This window comes from Vicingus serpentipes (genome assembly GCF_007993035.1).
Classification (GTDB): Bacteria; Bacteroidota; Bacteroidia; order Flavobacteriales_E; family Vicingaceae; genus Vicingus; species Vicingus serpentipes.
The window spans coordinates 55,473-72,043 of the sequence record NZ_VOOS01000004.1 but is presented as its reverse complement, the minus strand read 5'-3'; the positions used below and the strand labels follow the sequence as shown (position 1 = coordinate 72,043).

Genomic DNA, 16,571 nt, shown 5'->3' with positions numbered 1-16,571 from the left:
ATGGAAGAGATAATAAACATACTTAAACAACCTTGGCCTTGGTATATTTCTGGCCCATTATTGGGACTAATAGTACCTATGTTACTAATTATAGATAATAAAAAGTTTGGTGTTTCATCAATATTTAAGCATTTCTGTACTTTATCAAGAGTAAGTAAAAATGAATATTTTACTTATAGTGTAAGGAGTTATTTCTGGAATTTTCTTTTTGTATTAGGCGTTATAATTTCTGGGTTTATTTTGTTTCAGGTTATTTTAGTAGAGCAAGGAGAACTAAGTGATACTGGAATATTATATTTTGGATCCAAAAATATAGAAGTAAACGGAATACTCCCAAAAGCTATTTTTAATTGGTCCAATCTATTTTCTCTTACAGGATTAGTTATTGCTTTAGGAGGTTTTCTAATTGGGTTTGGTTCTAGGTATGCTGGCGGTTGTACTTCAGGACATGCCATTACAGGCTTATCGTTGTTAAGTTTAAGTTCTTTAATTGCAGTAATTGGGTTTTTTATTGGCGGAATAATTGGTACTTTTTTAATATTAGATAATATTTTATGAAAAATTTAAAATTTGTAATTCTTGGCTTTTATTTTGGATTTATCTTAATCAAATCTGAAGCTGTTTCGTGGTATCGTATTGTTGAGATGTTTCATTTCCAATCTTTTCATATGTTTGGAGTTATAGCATCTGCAATTTTAGTAGGAATAATTTCGGTAATCATTATTAAAAAATTAAACCTAAAATCGTTTAACAATTCAACGATTGACACTTTAAGAAAACCGTTGCAGTTTAAAGCTAATTTATTTGGTGGAATTATTTTTGGTCTAGGCTGGTCAATTATCGGAGCATGTACAGCTCCATTATTTGTTCATTTAGGTGCGGGTAATTTTGTAATGATAATACCAATTATCTTTGCTGTACTTGGAACATTTAGTTATGGGTTATTAAAACAAAAATTACCACACTAGTTATGAAAGTAAATTTAAAAAGAGTCAATCAAGCTTTTCATTATGAAGCTAAAAATGAAGATAAAATTATCGTAAACATTGACGCGAATCCCGCGATTGGAGGAGAAGGAAAAGGAGCTCGACCAATGGAATTGGTATTAATGGGTTTAGGAGGTTGTGCAAGCATAGATTTAGGTTTAATATTAAAAAAACAACGACAGGTACTAGACGATTATCAGGTTGAAGTTTCAGCTACAAGAGATGAAACACCATCCAAAGCTTTTAAGAGTATCAATGTTCATTTTGTTTTAACAGGAAGTCTAGATGCTGATAAAGTTGAAAAAGCAATTGATTTAACCTTAACAAAATACTGTTCAGTAGCATTAAGTTTAAATAAAGAGATAGAAATTACAGCAACATACACAATAAAGTAACTATGAAAAATTTTGAAACCTTAGCCGTAAGAACTCAGAGTGATCGTTCACAATTTAACGAACATTCGACACCATTACATTTAACTTCAAGTTTTGTATTTGATGATGCTGAACAAATGCGCGCAATGTTTTCTGATGAGGTTGAGGGCAATATTTACAGTCGATTTTCAAACCCAAATACAACGGAATTAATACAAAAAATTTGTGCATTAGAAGGTGCTGAAGCTGGTTGGGCTACAGCTACTGGTATGGCAGCTGTGTTTACCACTTTTGGAGCTTTATTAAAACAAGGTGATCATGTGTTGGCCTGTCGTTCTATTTTTGGTTCTTCACACACTATTTTAACCAAAATTTTACCCAAATGGGGAATTACATTTACTTATGTAGATATTAATGATACCGAAAATTGGAGTTATGCAGTTCAGGAAAATACTAAATTGGTTTTTATAGAAACACCAACCAATCCAGGAGTAGATATTATTGATTTAGAATGGTTGGGAAATTTTGCGAAACAGCACAAATTATTATATATAGTTGATAATTGTTTTGCAACACCTTATTTGCAACAACCTATAAAATTTGGAGCTGATTTGGTTATTCATTCAGCTACAAAATATTTAGACGGACAAGGGAGAGTTTTAGGAGGGTTAATTGCTGGTAAGCAAAGTTTAATTGATGAAATTCAGGGGTTTGCTCGTCATTCAGGTCCAGCAATGTCACCGTTTAATGCGTGGATAATTTCTAAAAGCATAGAAACCTTGGCTGTTCGGATGGATAGACATTCTGAAAACGCATTGAAATTAGCAGAATGGTTGGAGAAACATCCACAAGTGGAAATGGCAAAACATCCGTTTTTGGCTTCTCATCCAAAATATGATGTGGCAAAAAAACAAATGAAAGCTGGAGGTGGAATAGTTACGTTTATTGTAAAGGGAGGAGTCGAAAAAGGGCGTGATTTTTTAAATAAATTACAAATGATTTCCTTAACAGCTAATTTAGGTGATACAAGAACAATTGCAACTCACCCAGCATCAACTACACACTCAAAACTTTCAGAAGAAGAACGACAAGAGGTTGGTATTTTACCAGGATTAATCCGTGTTTCTGTTGGACTGGAGCACATCGATGATATTATTAAAGATGTGGAGATAGGATTGTCATGAGTTAACTCATTTTATGTTTGTTAACTAATTATTAGATGTTATATTATTCTTTTTTTGTAGCTCTTTCTAACTTGTCATTCATAGTTTTTCCTAGTCCTGTATTCGGTAGTCTTTCGGTAATAATTAGGTCTAAGTTTAGTTTGTCAAGCCGATGCATTGAAGCATATAAATTCTTAGCAGCCTCATCTAAATTTCCTGTTTTAGAAAGAATTTCTTGATGCTCAATTGGAACATTATTTAATTGTTTTTGAAAAAGAAGTAAGCCAATTTTTTTGTTGGGATAAGATTGAATTAAATTAGTTACATCATTGGTAAGGTAAGTGTCTGTTGAAGGAGCATAATGCCGAGAAAGCATTCCTGGTGCTGCAGGTTGATTATCAGTACTATTAGTTTTTGTTAGTATCGGGCCAATTTTTTCTTCAATCTGTTCTATGGATAGAGAACCTAAACGATACAATATAGGCTTATCATTTTCAAAACCAATAATCGTAGATTCAATACCTTTCTGACATTCTCCACCATCCAAAATCACTTTTAAATCATCTTCAAAATAATTAAAAACATGTAAAGCAGAAGTTGGACTTATTGATCCAAAAGGATTTGCACTTGGCGCAGCAAGAGGGAATTCAAGTTCTTCTAAAAGATTTAAGGTTAAATCATGGTTAGGAATTCTGATTGCAACAGTATCTTTACCAGCGGTAACTAAATCTGGAATATGAGGCTGTTTTTTTAATACTAAGGTAAGCGGTCCTGGCCAAAATTCATTGGCTAATTTTTGGGCTATTTCAGGTATTTCTCGTGCAACTTCGGTTAAAAATTCAGCGGATTTAATATGCACAATTAATGGATTGTAAAATGGTCTTTTTTTTAGGTCAAATATTTTTTTTATGGCATTCTCACTGTATGCATTTCCGGCTAATCCATAAACAGTTTCTGTTGGTATAGCAATAATTCCTTCAGAATTCAATTCTTGTTTCGCTTCTTTTAGGTTAGTTGTTATCATTAATGTTTCCTTTAGCATTTAAATCCCTTAGCCTTTATATTCTACTTCAGCAAAGTAAATAAAAAAACAAATAGACTAGTTTTATTGGTATTGTTGAATTCTATTCAAATGAAAACAGCTTCTTAAATTTTTTAGGGATAGGAGCATTTATTTCTATAATTTCTTGAGTAAAAGGATGTGTAAACTTTAATGAATAAGCATGTAAATACAATCCCTTTCCTTTTAAAATAAACCCTTCTTTGCCATATACAAGATCACCTAAAATTGGATTGCCAATGCTAGCTAAATGTTTTCTTAATTGATGTCTTCTTCCTGTTTCGGGTTTTAATTTTACCAAATTAAAATAGTTGTATTTGGGTGAAACTACCGAGTTTAAAACGTTAAAAAACGAGCGAGAATTTTTATTATCAATAGGTAAGTCTATAATTCCTTCATGTTTCATTTTACCTATGCTAACTGCTAAATAAGTTTTATCGATTGCTCTGCTTTCAAATAATTTATTCAACTCAACAGTGCTGCTTATAGTTTTTCCAATTAATAATGCACCACTTGTAGGGTAGTCTAATCTATGAATTGGTTCTGGATATTGCAATGCATCTTTCTGTGTGCTTTTGGTTAAATGAGGAAGCAAGGCATTTTCGATAGTCCATTTTTTGTTGCCACTTACCAAAATTCCAGGAGGTTTGTTAACGATAGCTAAATAATCATCTTCATAAATTACCTCAATAGGAATATGAATTAAAGGTTTTGTTTTCTTAATCTCAGGTTGATATAGCTCTAATAATTCTCCTCCTGTAATATAATCACTTGTATATCCTTGTTTTCCGTTAATAAAGATTAAGCCATTTTTAATTGCTTTTTTAATTCCTTTTCGAGTGGTTGTAGTGACAAAAATTCCTACTGCAAAATCAGAAAGACGTAATTTATTAATGTTAAAAGGCACTAGATATGATTCCAAAACTATTTTAGGGCTCAATTTCACGTTAGTTTTATTTATAAAAATAAGATTCCTTCATTAAAATAAAGGTCAACTTTTATATAAAAGGTAGAAATATAAATTATTAGAATACATATCTTTGAACTTTTAACTTTAAATTGATTCAAAATGCCAATTAATATTCCATTATTAAAAGAGATTGCTGAGGTTGCAGGAGCACCAGGTCATGAACAACGAATAAGAGAAATCGTCCTTAGAGAAATTAAACCTTTGGTTGACGAAATTAAAGTTGATAACATGGGTAATGTTTATGCCATTAAAAAAGGTAAAAATGATAAACGTGTCATGATTGGAGCTCATATGGATGAGATTGGTTTTATGGTTACACATATTGATGATAATGGATTTGTTCGTTTTCATACTTTAGGAGGTTTCGATCCAAAAACATTAACAGCACAGCGTGTTATTATTCATGGAACTGAGGACATAATAGGTGTAATGGGTTCAAAACCTATTCATGTAATGAGCCCAGAAGAAAGAACTAAAATGCCTAAAACAACCGATTATTTTATCGATTTGGGTATGGGTAAAGAGGAAGTTGAAAAAATTGTTAGAATTGGTGACCCAATAACTAGAGAAAGAGGGTTAATTGAGATGGGGGATTGTGTTAACTGTAAGTCTTTAGATAACAGATTAGCAGTTTTTATTTTAATAGAAGCACTTAAGAACTTAAAAGACAAAGAAGTTCCTTATGATATTTATGGTGTTTTCACAGTGCAAGAAGAAGTTGGTATTAGAGGAGCGAATGTTGCAGCATTAGAAATTAAACCTGATTTTGGATTTGGGTTAGATACAACTATTGCATTTGATGTTCCTGGAGCAAAACCAGAAGAGATGATTACCAAATTAGGAGACGGAACAGCTATAAAAATTATGGATAGTTCAACAATTTGTGACTATCGTATGGTAAAATTCATGGAGCAAATCGCTACTAAAAACAACATTAAATACCAAAAAGAAATTTTAACAGCAGGAGGAACAGATACCGCAGGTATTCAGCGAATGAATCCAGGAGGAGCAATAGCTGGGGCTATATCAATTCCAACTCGTCACATTCACCAAGTAATAGAAATGGCGAATAAATACGACATAAAAGGTAGTACAGATTTGTTAACACAATGCTTGTTAGAAATCGATAATTACGATTGGAGTTTTTAAATAAAAATTGTTTTTCATAGATTTTTTGCAGTGTTAAATAAATTCTTACCTTTGCAAACTTTCTTTTAAAAAGAATAAAAATTGAAAGTACTGAAAGACTATACAATACAGTTTGTAAGTTTGAAGCTCGGAACTCATTTTTTTGAGTATGAAGTGGATAACAAGTTCTTTGAAGAGTTTGACTTTTTTGAATTTTTAGATGCTACTTTTAAAGTAGAACTAGCTTTCGAAAAACAGTCAACAATGATGTTACTTAATTTTAATATCTCGGGAGAAATTACAGTACCTTGTGATAGATGTTTAGAAGATTTAAACATTGCTATTGAAGGAGAAGAAAAGTTAATTGTAAAGTTTGGCGACGAGCCTTATGATGGAACTGATGATATTGTAATCTTACCTGAAAATGCATACGAAATTAATGTAGCTCAATACATTTACGAATTTATTGAAGTAAACATACCACAAAAGAGAGCACATGATGAAGATGAATGTGATGTTGAAGCAATAAAAAAATTAAATGAATATAAAGTAAAAAGCAATGATAAGATTGATCCTCGTTGGTCAGGACTAGATAAATTTAACAATTAGTAAAAAAAGATAAAATGGCACATCCTAAAAGAAAAACTTCGAAACAAAGAAGAGACAAAAGAAGAACGCATTATAAAGCAGTAGCTCCTACTACTTCAAACTGTTCTAACTGTGGGGCACCAGTTTTATACCACAGAGTTTGTGGTGAATGTGGTTACTACAGAGGGAAACAAGCAATAGAAAAAGAAATAGCGCTATAATTTAGTAGCATTTCAAAACAATAAACATTAAACTTACTGCGTCTAACCAGTAAGTTTTTTTGTTTTATCAAGCTATTCTTTTCTTAGGTGAGATATATTTTTTACCTTCGTTAATCATTTTTGAAAAATTAAAATATGAGTAAAACTACTGCAGCAATAACAGCTGTTCAAGGATATGTTCCTGATTATGTGTTAACCAACAAAGAGTTGGAAACAATGGTAGATACTAATGATGAGTGGATTACTTCCAGAACAGGAGTTAAAGAAAGAAGAATTTTAAAAGGAGAAGGTAAAGGAGCTTCTGATATGGCTGCTCCAGCTGTGTTGGCATTGTGTAAAAAAAGAGGAATATCACCTGAAGAAATAGACTTATTGATTTGTTGTACAGTAACTGCTGATCATGTTTTTCCTGCAACAGCAAATATTATTACAGATAAAATAGGAGCAAAAAATGCTTTCGGATTTGATCTTAACGCAGCATGCTCTGGTTTTCTTTATGGTTTAGTAACAGGTTCAAAGTTTGTTGAATCAGGAACTCATAAGAAAGTTGTTGTAGTTGGTGTTGATAAAATGTCTGCACTTGTTGATTATGAAGATAGAGCAACATGTATAATTTTTGGTGATGGTTGTGGTGCAGTATTGTTAGAACCAAATGATGAAGGATTTGGAGTAAGAGACTCTATTTTACGTAGCGATGGTTCTGGATTCCAATTTTTACACCAAAAAGCAGGAGGTTCTGCATATCCTCCAACATTAGAGACAGTTAAGAATAAAGAGCATCATATCCACCAAGAAGGGCAGGCAGTATTTAAGTTCGCAGTAACTAATATGGCTGATGTTTCTGCTGAAATAATGGAAAAAAATAACTTATCGAGCGACGATGTTGCTTGGTTAGTACCTCACCAAGCGAACAAGCGTATTATTGACGCCACAGCAAGAAGAATGGGTGTTGGAGAGGAAAAAGTAATGCTTAATATCCATAAATATGGAAATACAACCTCAGGAACAATTCCTCTTTGTTTATGGGAGTGGGAAGACCAATTAAAAAAAGGTGATAATATTATTTTAGCAGCTTTTGGAGGTGGTTTTACATGGGGGTCTATTTGGATAAAATGGGCTTATGACGGAAAAAAATAAAATATTAATTACTTTTACGTGTTTAATAAAACTTATAGAAAATGAAGGCATCAGAAATTCAAGAACTAATTAAATTTGTTTCTAAATCGGGAGTAAGTGAAGTTGAAATAGAAGGCAAAGATTTTAAAATAACAATTAAAACTCCTCCTTACAAAAGAGGAAAAGTTGAAGAAGTACAAGTAATTCAAACTCAGGTTCCTGTGGCTGTGCCACAGCAACAAGTACAACAACCAGTTGCTCAAGCTGCTCCTGTTGCTGCTGCACCAGAAAAACCAGCTGAACCAGTAAATGACGATTCAAAATATGTAACTATAAAATCGCCAATGATTGGTACTTTTTATAGAAAAGCATCTCCAGATAAACCAAATTTTGTAAATATTGGAGATGACGTTGCAAATGATACATGCGTTTGTATTATAGAAGCAATGAAATTATTTAATGAAATTGAAGCTGAGGTTAGCGGTAAAATTGTAAAAGTTTTAGTTGATGATGGTTCTCCTGTAGAATATGATCAACCTTTATTTTTAGTTGACCCAAACTAATTTAATAATTTGAAATAGTCTGTGAAGTAAGATAGATTATTTATTTATCTTGTCTTTTCAGCACTCTAAATTTCAACTATTCAAATTGTTTAATTTTCAAACCGAATTTATGTTTAAAAAAATATTAATTGCAAACAGAGGAGAAATAGCTCTACGTGTAATCAGAACTTGCAAAGAGATGGGGATAAGTACTGTTGCAGTTTATTCTACAGCAGATAAAGACAGCTTGCATGTTCGTTTTGCTGACGAGGCTGTATGTATAGGACCTGCTAAAAGTTCAGAATCATATTTAAATATTCCTAATATCATTGCAGCTGCAGAAATTACAAATGCCGACGCAATTCATCCAGGATACGGGTTTCTTTCTGAAAATGCTAAGTTTTCTAAAATCTGCCAAGAAAATAACATCAAATTTATTGGTGCTTCACCTGAAATGATTGATGCAATGGGAGATAAAGCTTCAGCTAAAGAAACAATGATAAAAGCGGGAGTTCCTGTTGTTCCTGGTTCACCAGGATTACTTAAAGATTTAGCTGATGCAAAAGCAATCGCTAAAAAAATTAAGTATCCAGTGATGATGAAAGCTACTGCTGGTGGTGGTGGTAAAGGAATGAGAGTGATTTGGAAAGAAGAAGAAATGGAAGCTGCATGGGAATCAGCAAGACAAGAATCTGCTGCAGCGTTTGGAAATGATGGGATGTATATGGAGAAATTCATAGAAGAGCCACGTCATATTGAAATTCAAATAGCAGGTGATGGTAAAGATGCTTGTCACTTATCTGAAAGAGATTGTTCAATCCAAAGAAGACACCAAAAATTGGTTGAAGAAACACCTTCTCCATTTATGACTCCTGAACTGAGAAAGAAAATGGGTGAAGCCGCAATAAAAGCTGCTGTAGCTGTTAAATATGAAGGGGTAGGTACAGTTGAGTTTTTAGTAGATAAAAATAGAGATTTCTATTTTATGGAAATGAATACTAGAATTCAGGTTGAACACACTATTACTGAAGAAGTAATTAATTTCGATTTAATAAAAGAACAAATTAAATTAGCTTGGGGAGATAAAATTAGTGGTAAAAACTACGAACCTCAAATGCACGCTATTCAATGTAGAATAAACGCTGAGGATCCTTTTAACGATTTCAGACCAAGTCCAGGTAAAATTACAACATATCACGAGCCAGGAGGACACGGAATTAGAATAGATACTCACGTATATGCTAGTTATGTTATTCCTCCATATTATGACTCTATGATTGCAAAACTAATTACTGTTGCCCAAACAAGAGAGGAAGCAATTACAAAAATGGAGCGTGCATTAAGTGAATACATTATTGAAGGAGTGAAATCAACTATACCTTTTCATGTTCAATTAATGAAAGATAAAAAATTTAGAGAAGGTGATTTTACTACTAAGTTTATGGAAACCTTTAAGTTAAAAGAAATTTAACAAAAAAATAAACGCAATTACTTGCGTTTTTTTTTACTTTTGTGAAAATATTTTTATATTACATCAATTAACCTTTAATCTAATTAGTAATTATGGATAAGCAAACATATAAAGTTCTAGTTCCTCATGATTTTTCATCGGTTGCAAACTGTGCAGTTAACCACGCAGCTAAAATAGCTAACTCTTTTAGTGGTGAAGTTTATTTGTTACATGTAGTTTCTAAAACTAAAGAAGTTGATGCCGCAAGAGAAAAATTGAACGTTATTGCTAGAGATGCTGAAGAAGCTAATGGTGTTAATTTTCATGTTATCGTTAGAATTGGAAATATATTTGAAGATATAGGTGATGTTGCTTCTGAAATAGGAGCTGGATTTATTGTCATGGGAACTCACGGAGCTAAAGGAATGCAAAAAATAATGGGTAGTTACGCGTTAAAAGTAATTTCTCATTCTAAAGTTCCTTTTGTAATTGTTCAAAATCAAGATCCAAAACACACAGAGACTTATGATGATATTGTCGTACCTGTTGATTATTCTGAGGTTACAAAACAAAAATTAACAGTTGCTGCAAATATTGCTAAGCATTTTGATAGTAAAATTCACTTATTTTATGATTTAGAATCGGATGAATTTTTAAAGAAAAAATTAGATCGTGAATTGTCTTTTGCTAAAAATTATTTCTTAGAGAGAAAGATTTCATATACTTTAAATCAAGCAGAGGTTAAAGGACAGTTTAAAAAACAATTAGTGATTTTTGCTGCTAAAATTGATGCTGATTTAATTGCAATTGTAAATACTCAAGAAGGTGCATTATTACCAGATTTCTTCGGTAGCGAAGAACAAGTAGTAATTGCTAACGAAGCAGAAATACCAGTTATTATTACAAACCCTACACAACAAGTTATGGCTGGGGGTGTTTTAGGAACTTGATAAGTATAAAACTTAATAAAAAAAGCCCTTACTTTTAAAAGTAAGGGCTTTTTTTATTAAAGCAAATTATTGATTATTTAATTGATAAAATGTAGTCAATAATTAAATCTCTATCAGCATCTTCCATTACTTTAGTAATTTCTATTTGTGGAGCCATCACAGCAGCTTGAGCAGGGTCCACAATCGCTTCACCTTCACCTTTTAAGAAAGCTGTTAAACCTTCTCTATTGTCAAGATAAGCAGCTGAAATATCCTTTAATGCAGGTCCAACAACTTTTCTGTTTGGTTCATGGCAAGCAACACATCCACTTGTTTTAAAAGTTTCTTTCCCAGGAAGATCTACTTCAACTTCAGCAACTTCTACTTTCTCAGTTGCTGTTTCAGTAGCAACCTCAGTACTTGTTTCATTCTTAGCTTCATGACTTTCTCCACCACCACAAGAAGTAAGTGTGGAAATTGTAAAAATTGCAGATAATGCAATTGCACTTAGTGTAATCTTTTTCATTTTATGATGAGTTTAAGTTATAATCTAAATCAAAAGTACGCCGTAAATACTACTTTTCTAATGACAATTCTCACGAATTAACTTATTCTTCTGAAAATTCGACTAACAACTTTCTATATGCGTTAAACAGTTTAGATTTTGATACAAAACCAACATATTTATTGCCATCAATAACAGGCAAATTCCAAGCTTTACTTTTAGAGAATTTTTGCATTACCACATCCATATTGTCTGATAAGTGAACATAGGTTTGTGGTATAATCATTAATGATTTAACACTAGTGCTATTATACATTTCTGGTTTAAACATTATCTCTCGAATATCATCTAATGTAATTATGCCGTGTAAAATACCAGATTCATCAACTACAGGAAACAGATTCCTTTTTGACTTAGAGACAATCTTAACTAAGTCTCCTAAATTTGCACTAGGATTAATATTATTAAAGTCTTTTTCTACTTCTGTATGAAGCTTCATTAGAGTTAACACTGCTTTATCTTTATGCCTAGTAATTAATTGTCCTCTTTTAGCCAGTTGCATAGTATATACGGAATAAGGCACAAAATATTTTGAAGTCAAGTAAGCAATGGCTGCAGTTATCATCAAGGGGATAATTAATTCATATCCTTTTGTAATTTCAGCGATTAAAAACAAGGAAGTAAGAGGAGCGTGTAAAACACCCGCAATTAAGCCTGCCATCCCAACTAGAGTGAAGTTCGTTTCCGAGAGATTACTATCTCTAAAAATATTTAATGTTTTTGCAAAAACAAATCCACTAGTTGCTCCCATAAATAATGAAGGAGCAAATACCCCTCCTATACCACCAGCTCCAAAGGTAATAGCAGAGGCAATAACTTTTAAAAATATAATTCCAAATAAAAGGCCTAAAACAATGAGGATGTCTTCTTTTTTATCAAAAAATAAACTATGGTCAACAACTTGCTTAAAGTCTCCTTTTAATAAAGCAGTAATAGTTTCGAATCCTTCACCATAAAGAGGCGGCACCAAAAAGATTAAACCTCCTAGAAGTACTCCTCCAATGATAAGTCGATATTTTTGTTGTTTGATTTTCTCAAATACCCCTTCAACTAGCCAAAACATCTTATTGAAGTAAACAGAAATTAGTCCAGTAAATATACCTAGCAAAATAAAATATGGAAATTCAGAAGCAACAAAAGCATCATGAATTTTCACATCAAATAAAACATTATTACCAAGAACCATTCTAGAGCTTAAAGCAGCTGAAACGGAAGCCATTAGAAACGGAATCATTGAGGCTAGTGATAAGTCAAACATAAAAACCTCTAATACAAAAACTAGAGCAGCAATAGGTGCATTAAAAATGCCTGACATTGCACCAGCAGCTCCACAACCAACTAGGAGTGTTGCTGTTTTATAATCAACTTTAAATAGTTGTGCAATATTAGAGCCTATGGCGCTGTTTGTTGATACTGTTGGGCCTTCTAATCCAACAGAACCGCCAAACCCTACTGTAAAAGCACTAGCAACAATTGAAGCAAACATATTGTATGCTTTTATTACGCTATTGTTTCGTGAAATGGCAAATAAGGTATTAGGAATACCATGACCAATTGGTTTTTTGATTACAAACTTTATAAATAACGTGGTTAAAAGTAATCCAATAAACGGATACACAAAAAACAAATAATTCTGATAATCTTTAACTAAACTTAAGGTAAGAAGATTTTGTATGAAGTGAACAGAATTTTTAATAACAACTACTGCTAATCCAGAGAGTAAGCCTACAACTAAACTTAAAAACAAGACAAAATGCTTGGGTTGAATTTTAGTTCGTAGTAGTGAAAGTTTAGTAAAAATTGTGTTAAAGTTCACTTATTCGTTTATTTTTTGAATAACATGCACGTCTCTTTGAGGGAAAGGGATTTGGATGTTGTTTTCTCTAAATAATTGATTGATTTTAAAGCGAATTTCACTCTTAGTGACTTCTATTGCCCAAGTTTCTACAGTCCAAAAACGCAATTCAAATAATAGAGCAGAATCACCAAAATCGTTAAAAAATACAATTGGAGCAGGTCGTGTAGATATTTTCTCATGATTTTCAACACTCTTAAGTAAAAGTTCTTTTACTTTTTCAACGTCAGAACCATACGCCACTCCTACCGATACAGAGAAACGCGTAGATTTATTATTTGCAGTCCAGTTTATTACTTTTTCATTAATAATTCGTGAGTTCGGAATTACCATATAAATTCCATCTCGTGTTCTTAAAACAGAAGTTCTTAATCGAATTTCTTTTACGTTTCCCACAAGATTATCAACTTCTAAAATATCACCAACTTTTACATTTCTTTCAAATAAAATTACGATACCAGAAATCACATCTCTAAAGAGTTCTTGAAGTGCAAATCCAAGCCCTAAACCTAAAGTAGCAAAGAAAGCTCCGATTATTGTAATGTCTATACCAAGGCTTTTTATGGTTACAAAAGAAGCTAAAATATAAACGATGTATTTTATAATTTGAACAATAGATCTCCCTTGACCTTCTTTAACTCCTCCTTTGTCAGAAAGTCTTTTGTTAATTAAAGCCTCTACACCCTTTAGTAAAATTTTAACACCTAGAAAAATTATACCAATTAAAACAATGTTAGATACCGATAATGAAAAATTACCTAGTTCAATTAATTTAAAATTTAATATTTGTTCAAGGTATTTCATTTGTAGTTTATTCTTCTGTGTAAAGGTCTTTTGCTTGTTTAGCTGAGATTGTTATGCCTTTTATAAAAGATGAACTAAATCCGTTATGCTCCATTTCATTTAAACCAGCAATAGTGCAACCTTTTGGAGATGTTACTTTGTCAATTTCATCCTCTGGGTGTGAATTGTTAGCAATCAATAAACTTGCAGCACCTTTTGCAGTTTGAGCGGCCATTTTTAAAGCTTCATTAGCATGAAAATCTATTTCATTACCACCTTGCGAAGCAGCTCTTATTGCTCTTAAGAAGAAAGCAATTCCACAGGCACATAATGCAGTAGCTGAAGTCATTTGTTCTTCATTTATTACGATAGTTTCTCCAACGAGCTTAAATAAATCTTCAACTTCAGGTAGTTTTTCATTCCAATTGCTTGTTGTAGCAATGCAAGTCATCGATTCGCGAATAGCAATGGCAGTATTTGGCATTGCTCTTACAACTGGAATTGTACTTCCAAGTATATTTTGGATGTTTTTAACTTTTACACCTGAAACTAAAGAAACGACCAATTGATCTTCTTTAATACTTCCTTTTAATTCATTTAGAACTTCATTTATTTTTTGTGGAAGTACAGCTAAAATAATAATATTAGCATTAGTAACAGCTTCGATATTATTAATAGCTATTTCACAGCCAATCTCTTTAAATGAAGAGAGCTTAGTAGTATTCCGTCTGGTTAAAACAAAGTTTTGAGGGGTGTAAATTTTACTTTCTACTAACCCTTTAACTAATGAAGTTCCTAAATTTCCTGCACCAATTATGGTAATTTTTGTATTCACAATTTCACAATTTTAAAGGCAAAGGTACTAAGTAATAAGGAGTCTGTAATTTTCTGTTGCTTTAAAATTACTCTACATAACTTAACTTCATCATGTTTGATTGTCCTTTCTCTGTAATTGGCATACTTGCAATATTAATTGTGAGGTCGTTTACCTTAACATAGCCTTGTTTTTTTAAAATATATTTAATGTCGGCAATGGTGTGGTCGGTACTTACAAACTTATCGTAATAGAAAGCTTTAACACCCCAAACTAAACTCAACATATTTAATATTTCGTGATTCCCAGTAAATATAAAAATTCCTGCTTTTGGTCTAAAACTTGCAATTTTAAATCCAGTATAACCAGAGAAAGTCATAGTAACAATTGCACTAGCATTTGTCCTTTGAGCTAAACGGCAAGAATTAAAACAGATAGAATCGGTAATATATCTATCATGGTTATCTTCATCTGGTGGATATTCATAGTGATATAGAGAATCTGTTTTTTCTACATCATTAATAATTTTAACGATACTCTCAATTACTTTAATTGGGTGTTTTCCAACTGAAGTTTCTCCGCTTAGCATTACTGCGTCAGCACCATCTAAAACAGCGTTTGCAACGTCATTAACTTCTGCACGTGAAGGTGTGATATTTTCTATCATACTTTCCATCATTTGAGTAGCAATAATAACAGGTTTTGCAGCAGTCATACATTTTTTGACTAGCATTTTTTGAATTAAGGGTACTTCATGAAAAGGAATTTCTACACCTAAATCTCCTCTTGCAACCATAATGGCATCAGTATGCTTAATAATATCATCGATGTCTTTAATCGCTTCTGGTTTTTCAATTTTTGCAATAACTTTTGCATTGCTTTTGTGCTCAGAAATGATGTGTTTTAATTCAATAATATCTCTTGCATTTCTAACAAATGATAACCCAATCCAACTTAGATTCATTTTTAAAGCAAAATCTAAATCATTTAAATCTTTTTCGGTTAAGCAAGGTAAAGAAACATTGGTATTAGGAAGATTGACCCCTTTGTTTGACGAAAGAATTCCTCCGTGAACAACAATTGCAATCACTTCATCAACATTATTTGTTGATTTAATTTTTAGGTTAAGCTTCCCATCATCTAATAATATTGTTTCTCCAGGGTGAACATCTTTTGGAAAATTTTGATAACTGATATATACTTTATCTTTAGTACCAACACATTTTTTTGAAGTTAAAATAATCTCTTCTCCATTAATAAGATTGGCACTATTATTTTCTATCTCACCAACTCTAATTTTAGGACCTTGTAAATCTCCTAAAATAGCAGTATTACCACCTGTTTCCTTGTTAATTTCTCTAATGTTATTAATTACCGATTCATGATCAGCATAAGCCCCATGAGAAAAGTTAATTCTACACACATTTACTCCTGCATCGATAAGCTCTTTCAGTTTCTCTTTTGAGGATGTTGCTGGTCCAATTGTAGCAACTATTTTTGTTTTTCTAAAATCCATAGTTAAAATAATAAGTTTTGTTTTGACTTTAAGGCCTCGACATTAATATTAAACGAAGTTAATACTATTTCTGATGAACTAATTTTTTCAGAAATCTCGTCTATAACTGAATCGTAAGCCGCTCCTTTTATCATAAATAAAAAATCGGTATTTTTTTGTTCAGGTATTAAAAAACCTTTACTGCTTCTATTAGCAATTAAGTAATATTCAGAATAATTTTCTTCATCTATAAATTCATAAAAGGAGAATTTACCAATATTGGTTTTTAAATTAATATCTAAATCTTCGGTTCTGGCTAAATCAATATTTAAAAGCCTATTCATTTCCCAGCACAACCTATAATCTTTTGCATGACAACTAATACCGATTAAGTAAAAGTCATATTCTTCCTCGATATTTAACAACAGTTTAGTCATGCATAAAAAATAATAAACAAAGATATAAAGAACACTAATATACTTCGGTTAATTTAAGGTTATTTATTAGAAGATATATAAAATACAATTTAAAT

The 16,571-nt window shown here is 32.0% G+C and carries 19 protein-coding genes; 11 read left to right on the top strand and 8 right to left on the bottom strand.

The window, feature by feature from the left end:
* Genes FRY74_RS09080 through FRY74_RS09065 form a run of 4 tightly spaced genes read left to right on the top strand, consistent with a single transcriptional unit; the run spans position 1 to position 2,544 of the window.
* Positions 1-558 (top strand): YeeE/YedE family protein, encoded by a 558-nt coding sequence (locus FRY74_RS09080; protein ID WP_189765264.1) that lies wholly within the window; start codon positions 1-3, stop codon positions 556-558.
* Complete coding sequence (locus FRY74_RS09075) at positions 555-968, top strand: YeeE/YedE thiosulfate transporter family protein (protein ID WP_147100722.1); 414 nt, start codon at positions 555-557, stop codon at positions 966-968. The genes FRY74_RS09080 and FRY74_RS09075 overlap by 4 nt, the downstream gene beginning before the upstream one ends.
* 2 nt (positions 969-970) lie before the next feature.
* Positions 971-1,381, top strand: coding sequence for an OsmC family protein (locus FRY74_RS09070; RefSeq protein WP_147100721.1), 411 nt, complete (start codon positions 971-973; stop codon positions 1,379-1,381).
* 2 nt (positions 1,382-1,383) lie between these two features.
* Entirely contained in the window at positions 1,384-2,544 is a 1,161-nt protein-coding gene (locus FRY74_RS09065) for an O-succinylhomoserine sulfhydrylase (RefSeq protein ID WP_147100719.1), read from the top strand.
* Between the two features lie 43 nt (positions 2,545-2,587).
* On the opposite strand, the gene FRY74_RS09060 is transcribed toward FRY74_RS09065, so the two are convergent.
* Positions 2,588-3,565 (bottom strand): L-threonylcarbamoyladenylate synthase, encoded by a 978-nt coding sequence (locus FRY74_RS09060; protein ID WP_223265860.1) that lies wholly within the window; start codon positions 3,563-3,565, stop codon positions 2,588-2,590.
* Between the two features lie 82 nt (positions 3,566-3,647).
* Positions 3,648-4,505 carry an RluA family pseudouridine synthase gene (locus tag FRY74_RS09055; protein WP_223265859.1) on the bottom strand — a complete coding sequence of 286 codons (858 nt, stop codon included), beginning with the start codon at positions 4,503-4,505 and terminating at the stop codon, positions 3,648-3,650.
* A 147-nt stretch (positions 4,506-4,652) separates the two neighbouring features.
* Between FRY74_RS09055 and FRY74_RS09050 the strand changes: the two genes are divergently transcribed.
* The 7 genes from FRY74_RS09050 (at position 4,653) to FRY74_RS09020 (ending at position 10,548) form a co-directional block, all read left to right on the top strand.
* A complete protein-coding gene (locus FRY74_RS09050; protein WP_147100715.1) occupies positions 4,653-5,702 on the top strand; it encodes a M42 family metallopeptidase in 1,050 nt (349 codons plus the stop codon).
* Positions 5,703-5,783: 81 nt separating this feature from the next.
* Positions 5,784-6,290: a YceD family protein gene (locus FRY74_RS09045; protein WP_147100713.1), complete on the top strand. Its 507-nt coding sequence runs from the start codon at positions 5,784-5,786 to the stop codon at positions 6,288-6,290.
* Positions 6,291-6,304: 14 nt separating this feature from the next.
* Positions 6,305-6,490: a 50S ribosomal protein L32 gene (gene rpmF, locus FRY74_RS09040; protein WP_147100711.1), complete on the top strand. Its 186-nt coding sequence runs from the start codon at positions 6,305-6,307 to the stop codon at positions 6,488-6,490.
* Positions 6,491-6,625: 135 nt separating this feature from the next.
* Positions 6,626-7,627, top strand: a complete 1,002-nt coding sequence (locus FRY74_RS09035) for a beta-ketoacyl-ACP synthase III (RefSeq protein WP_147100710.1) — start codon at positions 6,626-6,628, stop codon at positions 7,625-7,627.
* A 41-nt stretch (positions 7,628-7,668) separates the two neighbouring features.
* Positions 7,669-8,169: an acetyl-CoA carboxylase biotin carboxyl carrier protein gene (gene accB / locus FRY74_RS09030; RefSeq protein WP_147100708.1), complete on the top strand. Its 501-nt coding sequence runs from the start codon at positions 7,669-7,671 to the stop codon at positions 8,167-8,169.
* A gap of 109 nt (positions 8,170-8,278) precedes the next feature.
* Entirely contained in the window at positions 8,279-9,619 is a 1,341-nt protein-coding gene (gene accC / locus FRY74_RS09025; RefSeq protein ID WP_147100706.1) for an acetyl-CoA carboxylase biotin carboxylase subunit, read from the top strand.
* Between the two features lie 92 nt (positions 9,620-9,711).
* A complete protein-coding gene (locus tag FRY74_RS09020) occupies positions 9,712-10,548 on the top strand; it encodes a universal stress protein (RefSeq protein WP_147100704.1) in 837 nt (278 codons plus the stop codon).
* A gap of 73 nt (positions 10,549-10,621) precedes the next feature.
* On the opposite strand, the gene FRY74_RS09015 is transcribed toward FRY74_RS09020, so the two are convergent.
* The 6 genes from FRY74_RS09015 to FRY74_RS08990 all read right to left on the bottom strand — a co-directional run bounded on the left by FRY74_RS09015 (position 10,622) and on the right by FRY74_RS08990 (position 16,476).
* A complete protein-coding gene (locus FRY74_RS09015) occupies positions 10,622-11,053 on the bottom strand; it encodes a c-type cytochrome (RefSeq protein ID WP_147100702.1) in 432 nt (143 codons plus the stop codon).
* A gap of 82 nt (positions 11,054-11,135) precedes the next feature.
* Positions 11,136-12,839, bottom strand: a complete 1,704-nt coding sequence (locus FRY74_RS09010; RefSeq protein WP_223265858.1) for a chloride channel protein — start codon at positions 12,837-12,839, stop codon at positions 11,136-11,138.
* 69 nt (positions 12,840-12,908) lie between these two features.
* The gene (locus tag FRY74_RS09005) at positions 12,909-13,751 is read right to left on the bottom strand and encodes a mechanosensitive ion channel family protein (protein WP_147100698.1); all 843 of its coding nucleotides are present in this window, start codon (positions 13,749-13,751) and stop codon (positions 12,909-12,911) included.
* A 7-nt stretch (positions 13,752-13,758) separates the two neighbouring features.
* The gene (proC, locus tag FRY74_RS09000; RefSeq protein WP_223265857.1) at positions 13,759-14,565 is read right to left on the bottom strand and encodes a pyrroline-5-carboxylate reductase; all 807 of its coding nucleotides are present in this window, start codon (positions 14,563-14,565) and stop codon (positions 13,759-13,761) included.
* Between the two features lie 67 nt (positions 14,566-14,632).
* Entirely contained in the window at positions 14,633-16,060 is a 1,428-nt protein-coding gene (gene pyk, locus FRY74_RS08995) for a pyruvate kinase (RefSeq protein ID WP_147100694.1), read from the bottom strand.
* Between the two features lie 2 nt (positions 16,061-16,062).
* Positions 16,063-16,476, bottom strand: a complete 414-nt coding sequence (locus FRY74_RS08990; protein WP_147100692.1) for an IPExxxVDY family protein — start codon at positions 16,474-16,476, stop codon at positions 16,063-16,065.
* Between the last annotated feature and the right edge of the window lie 95 nt (positions 16,477-16,571).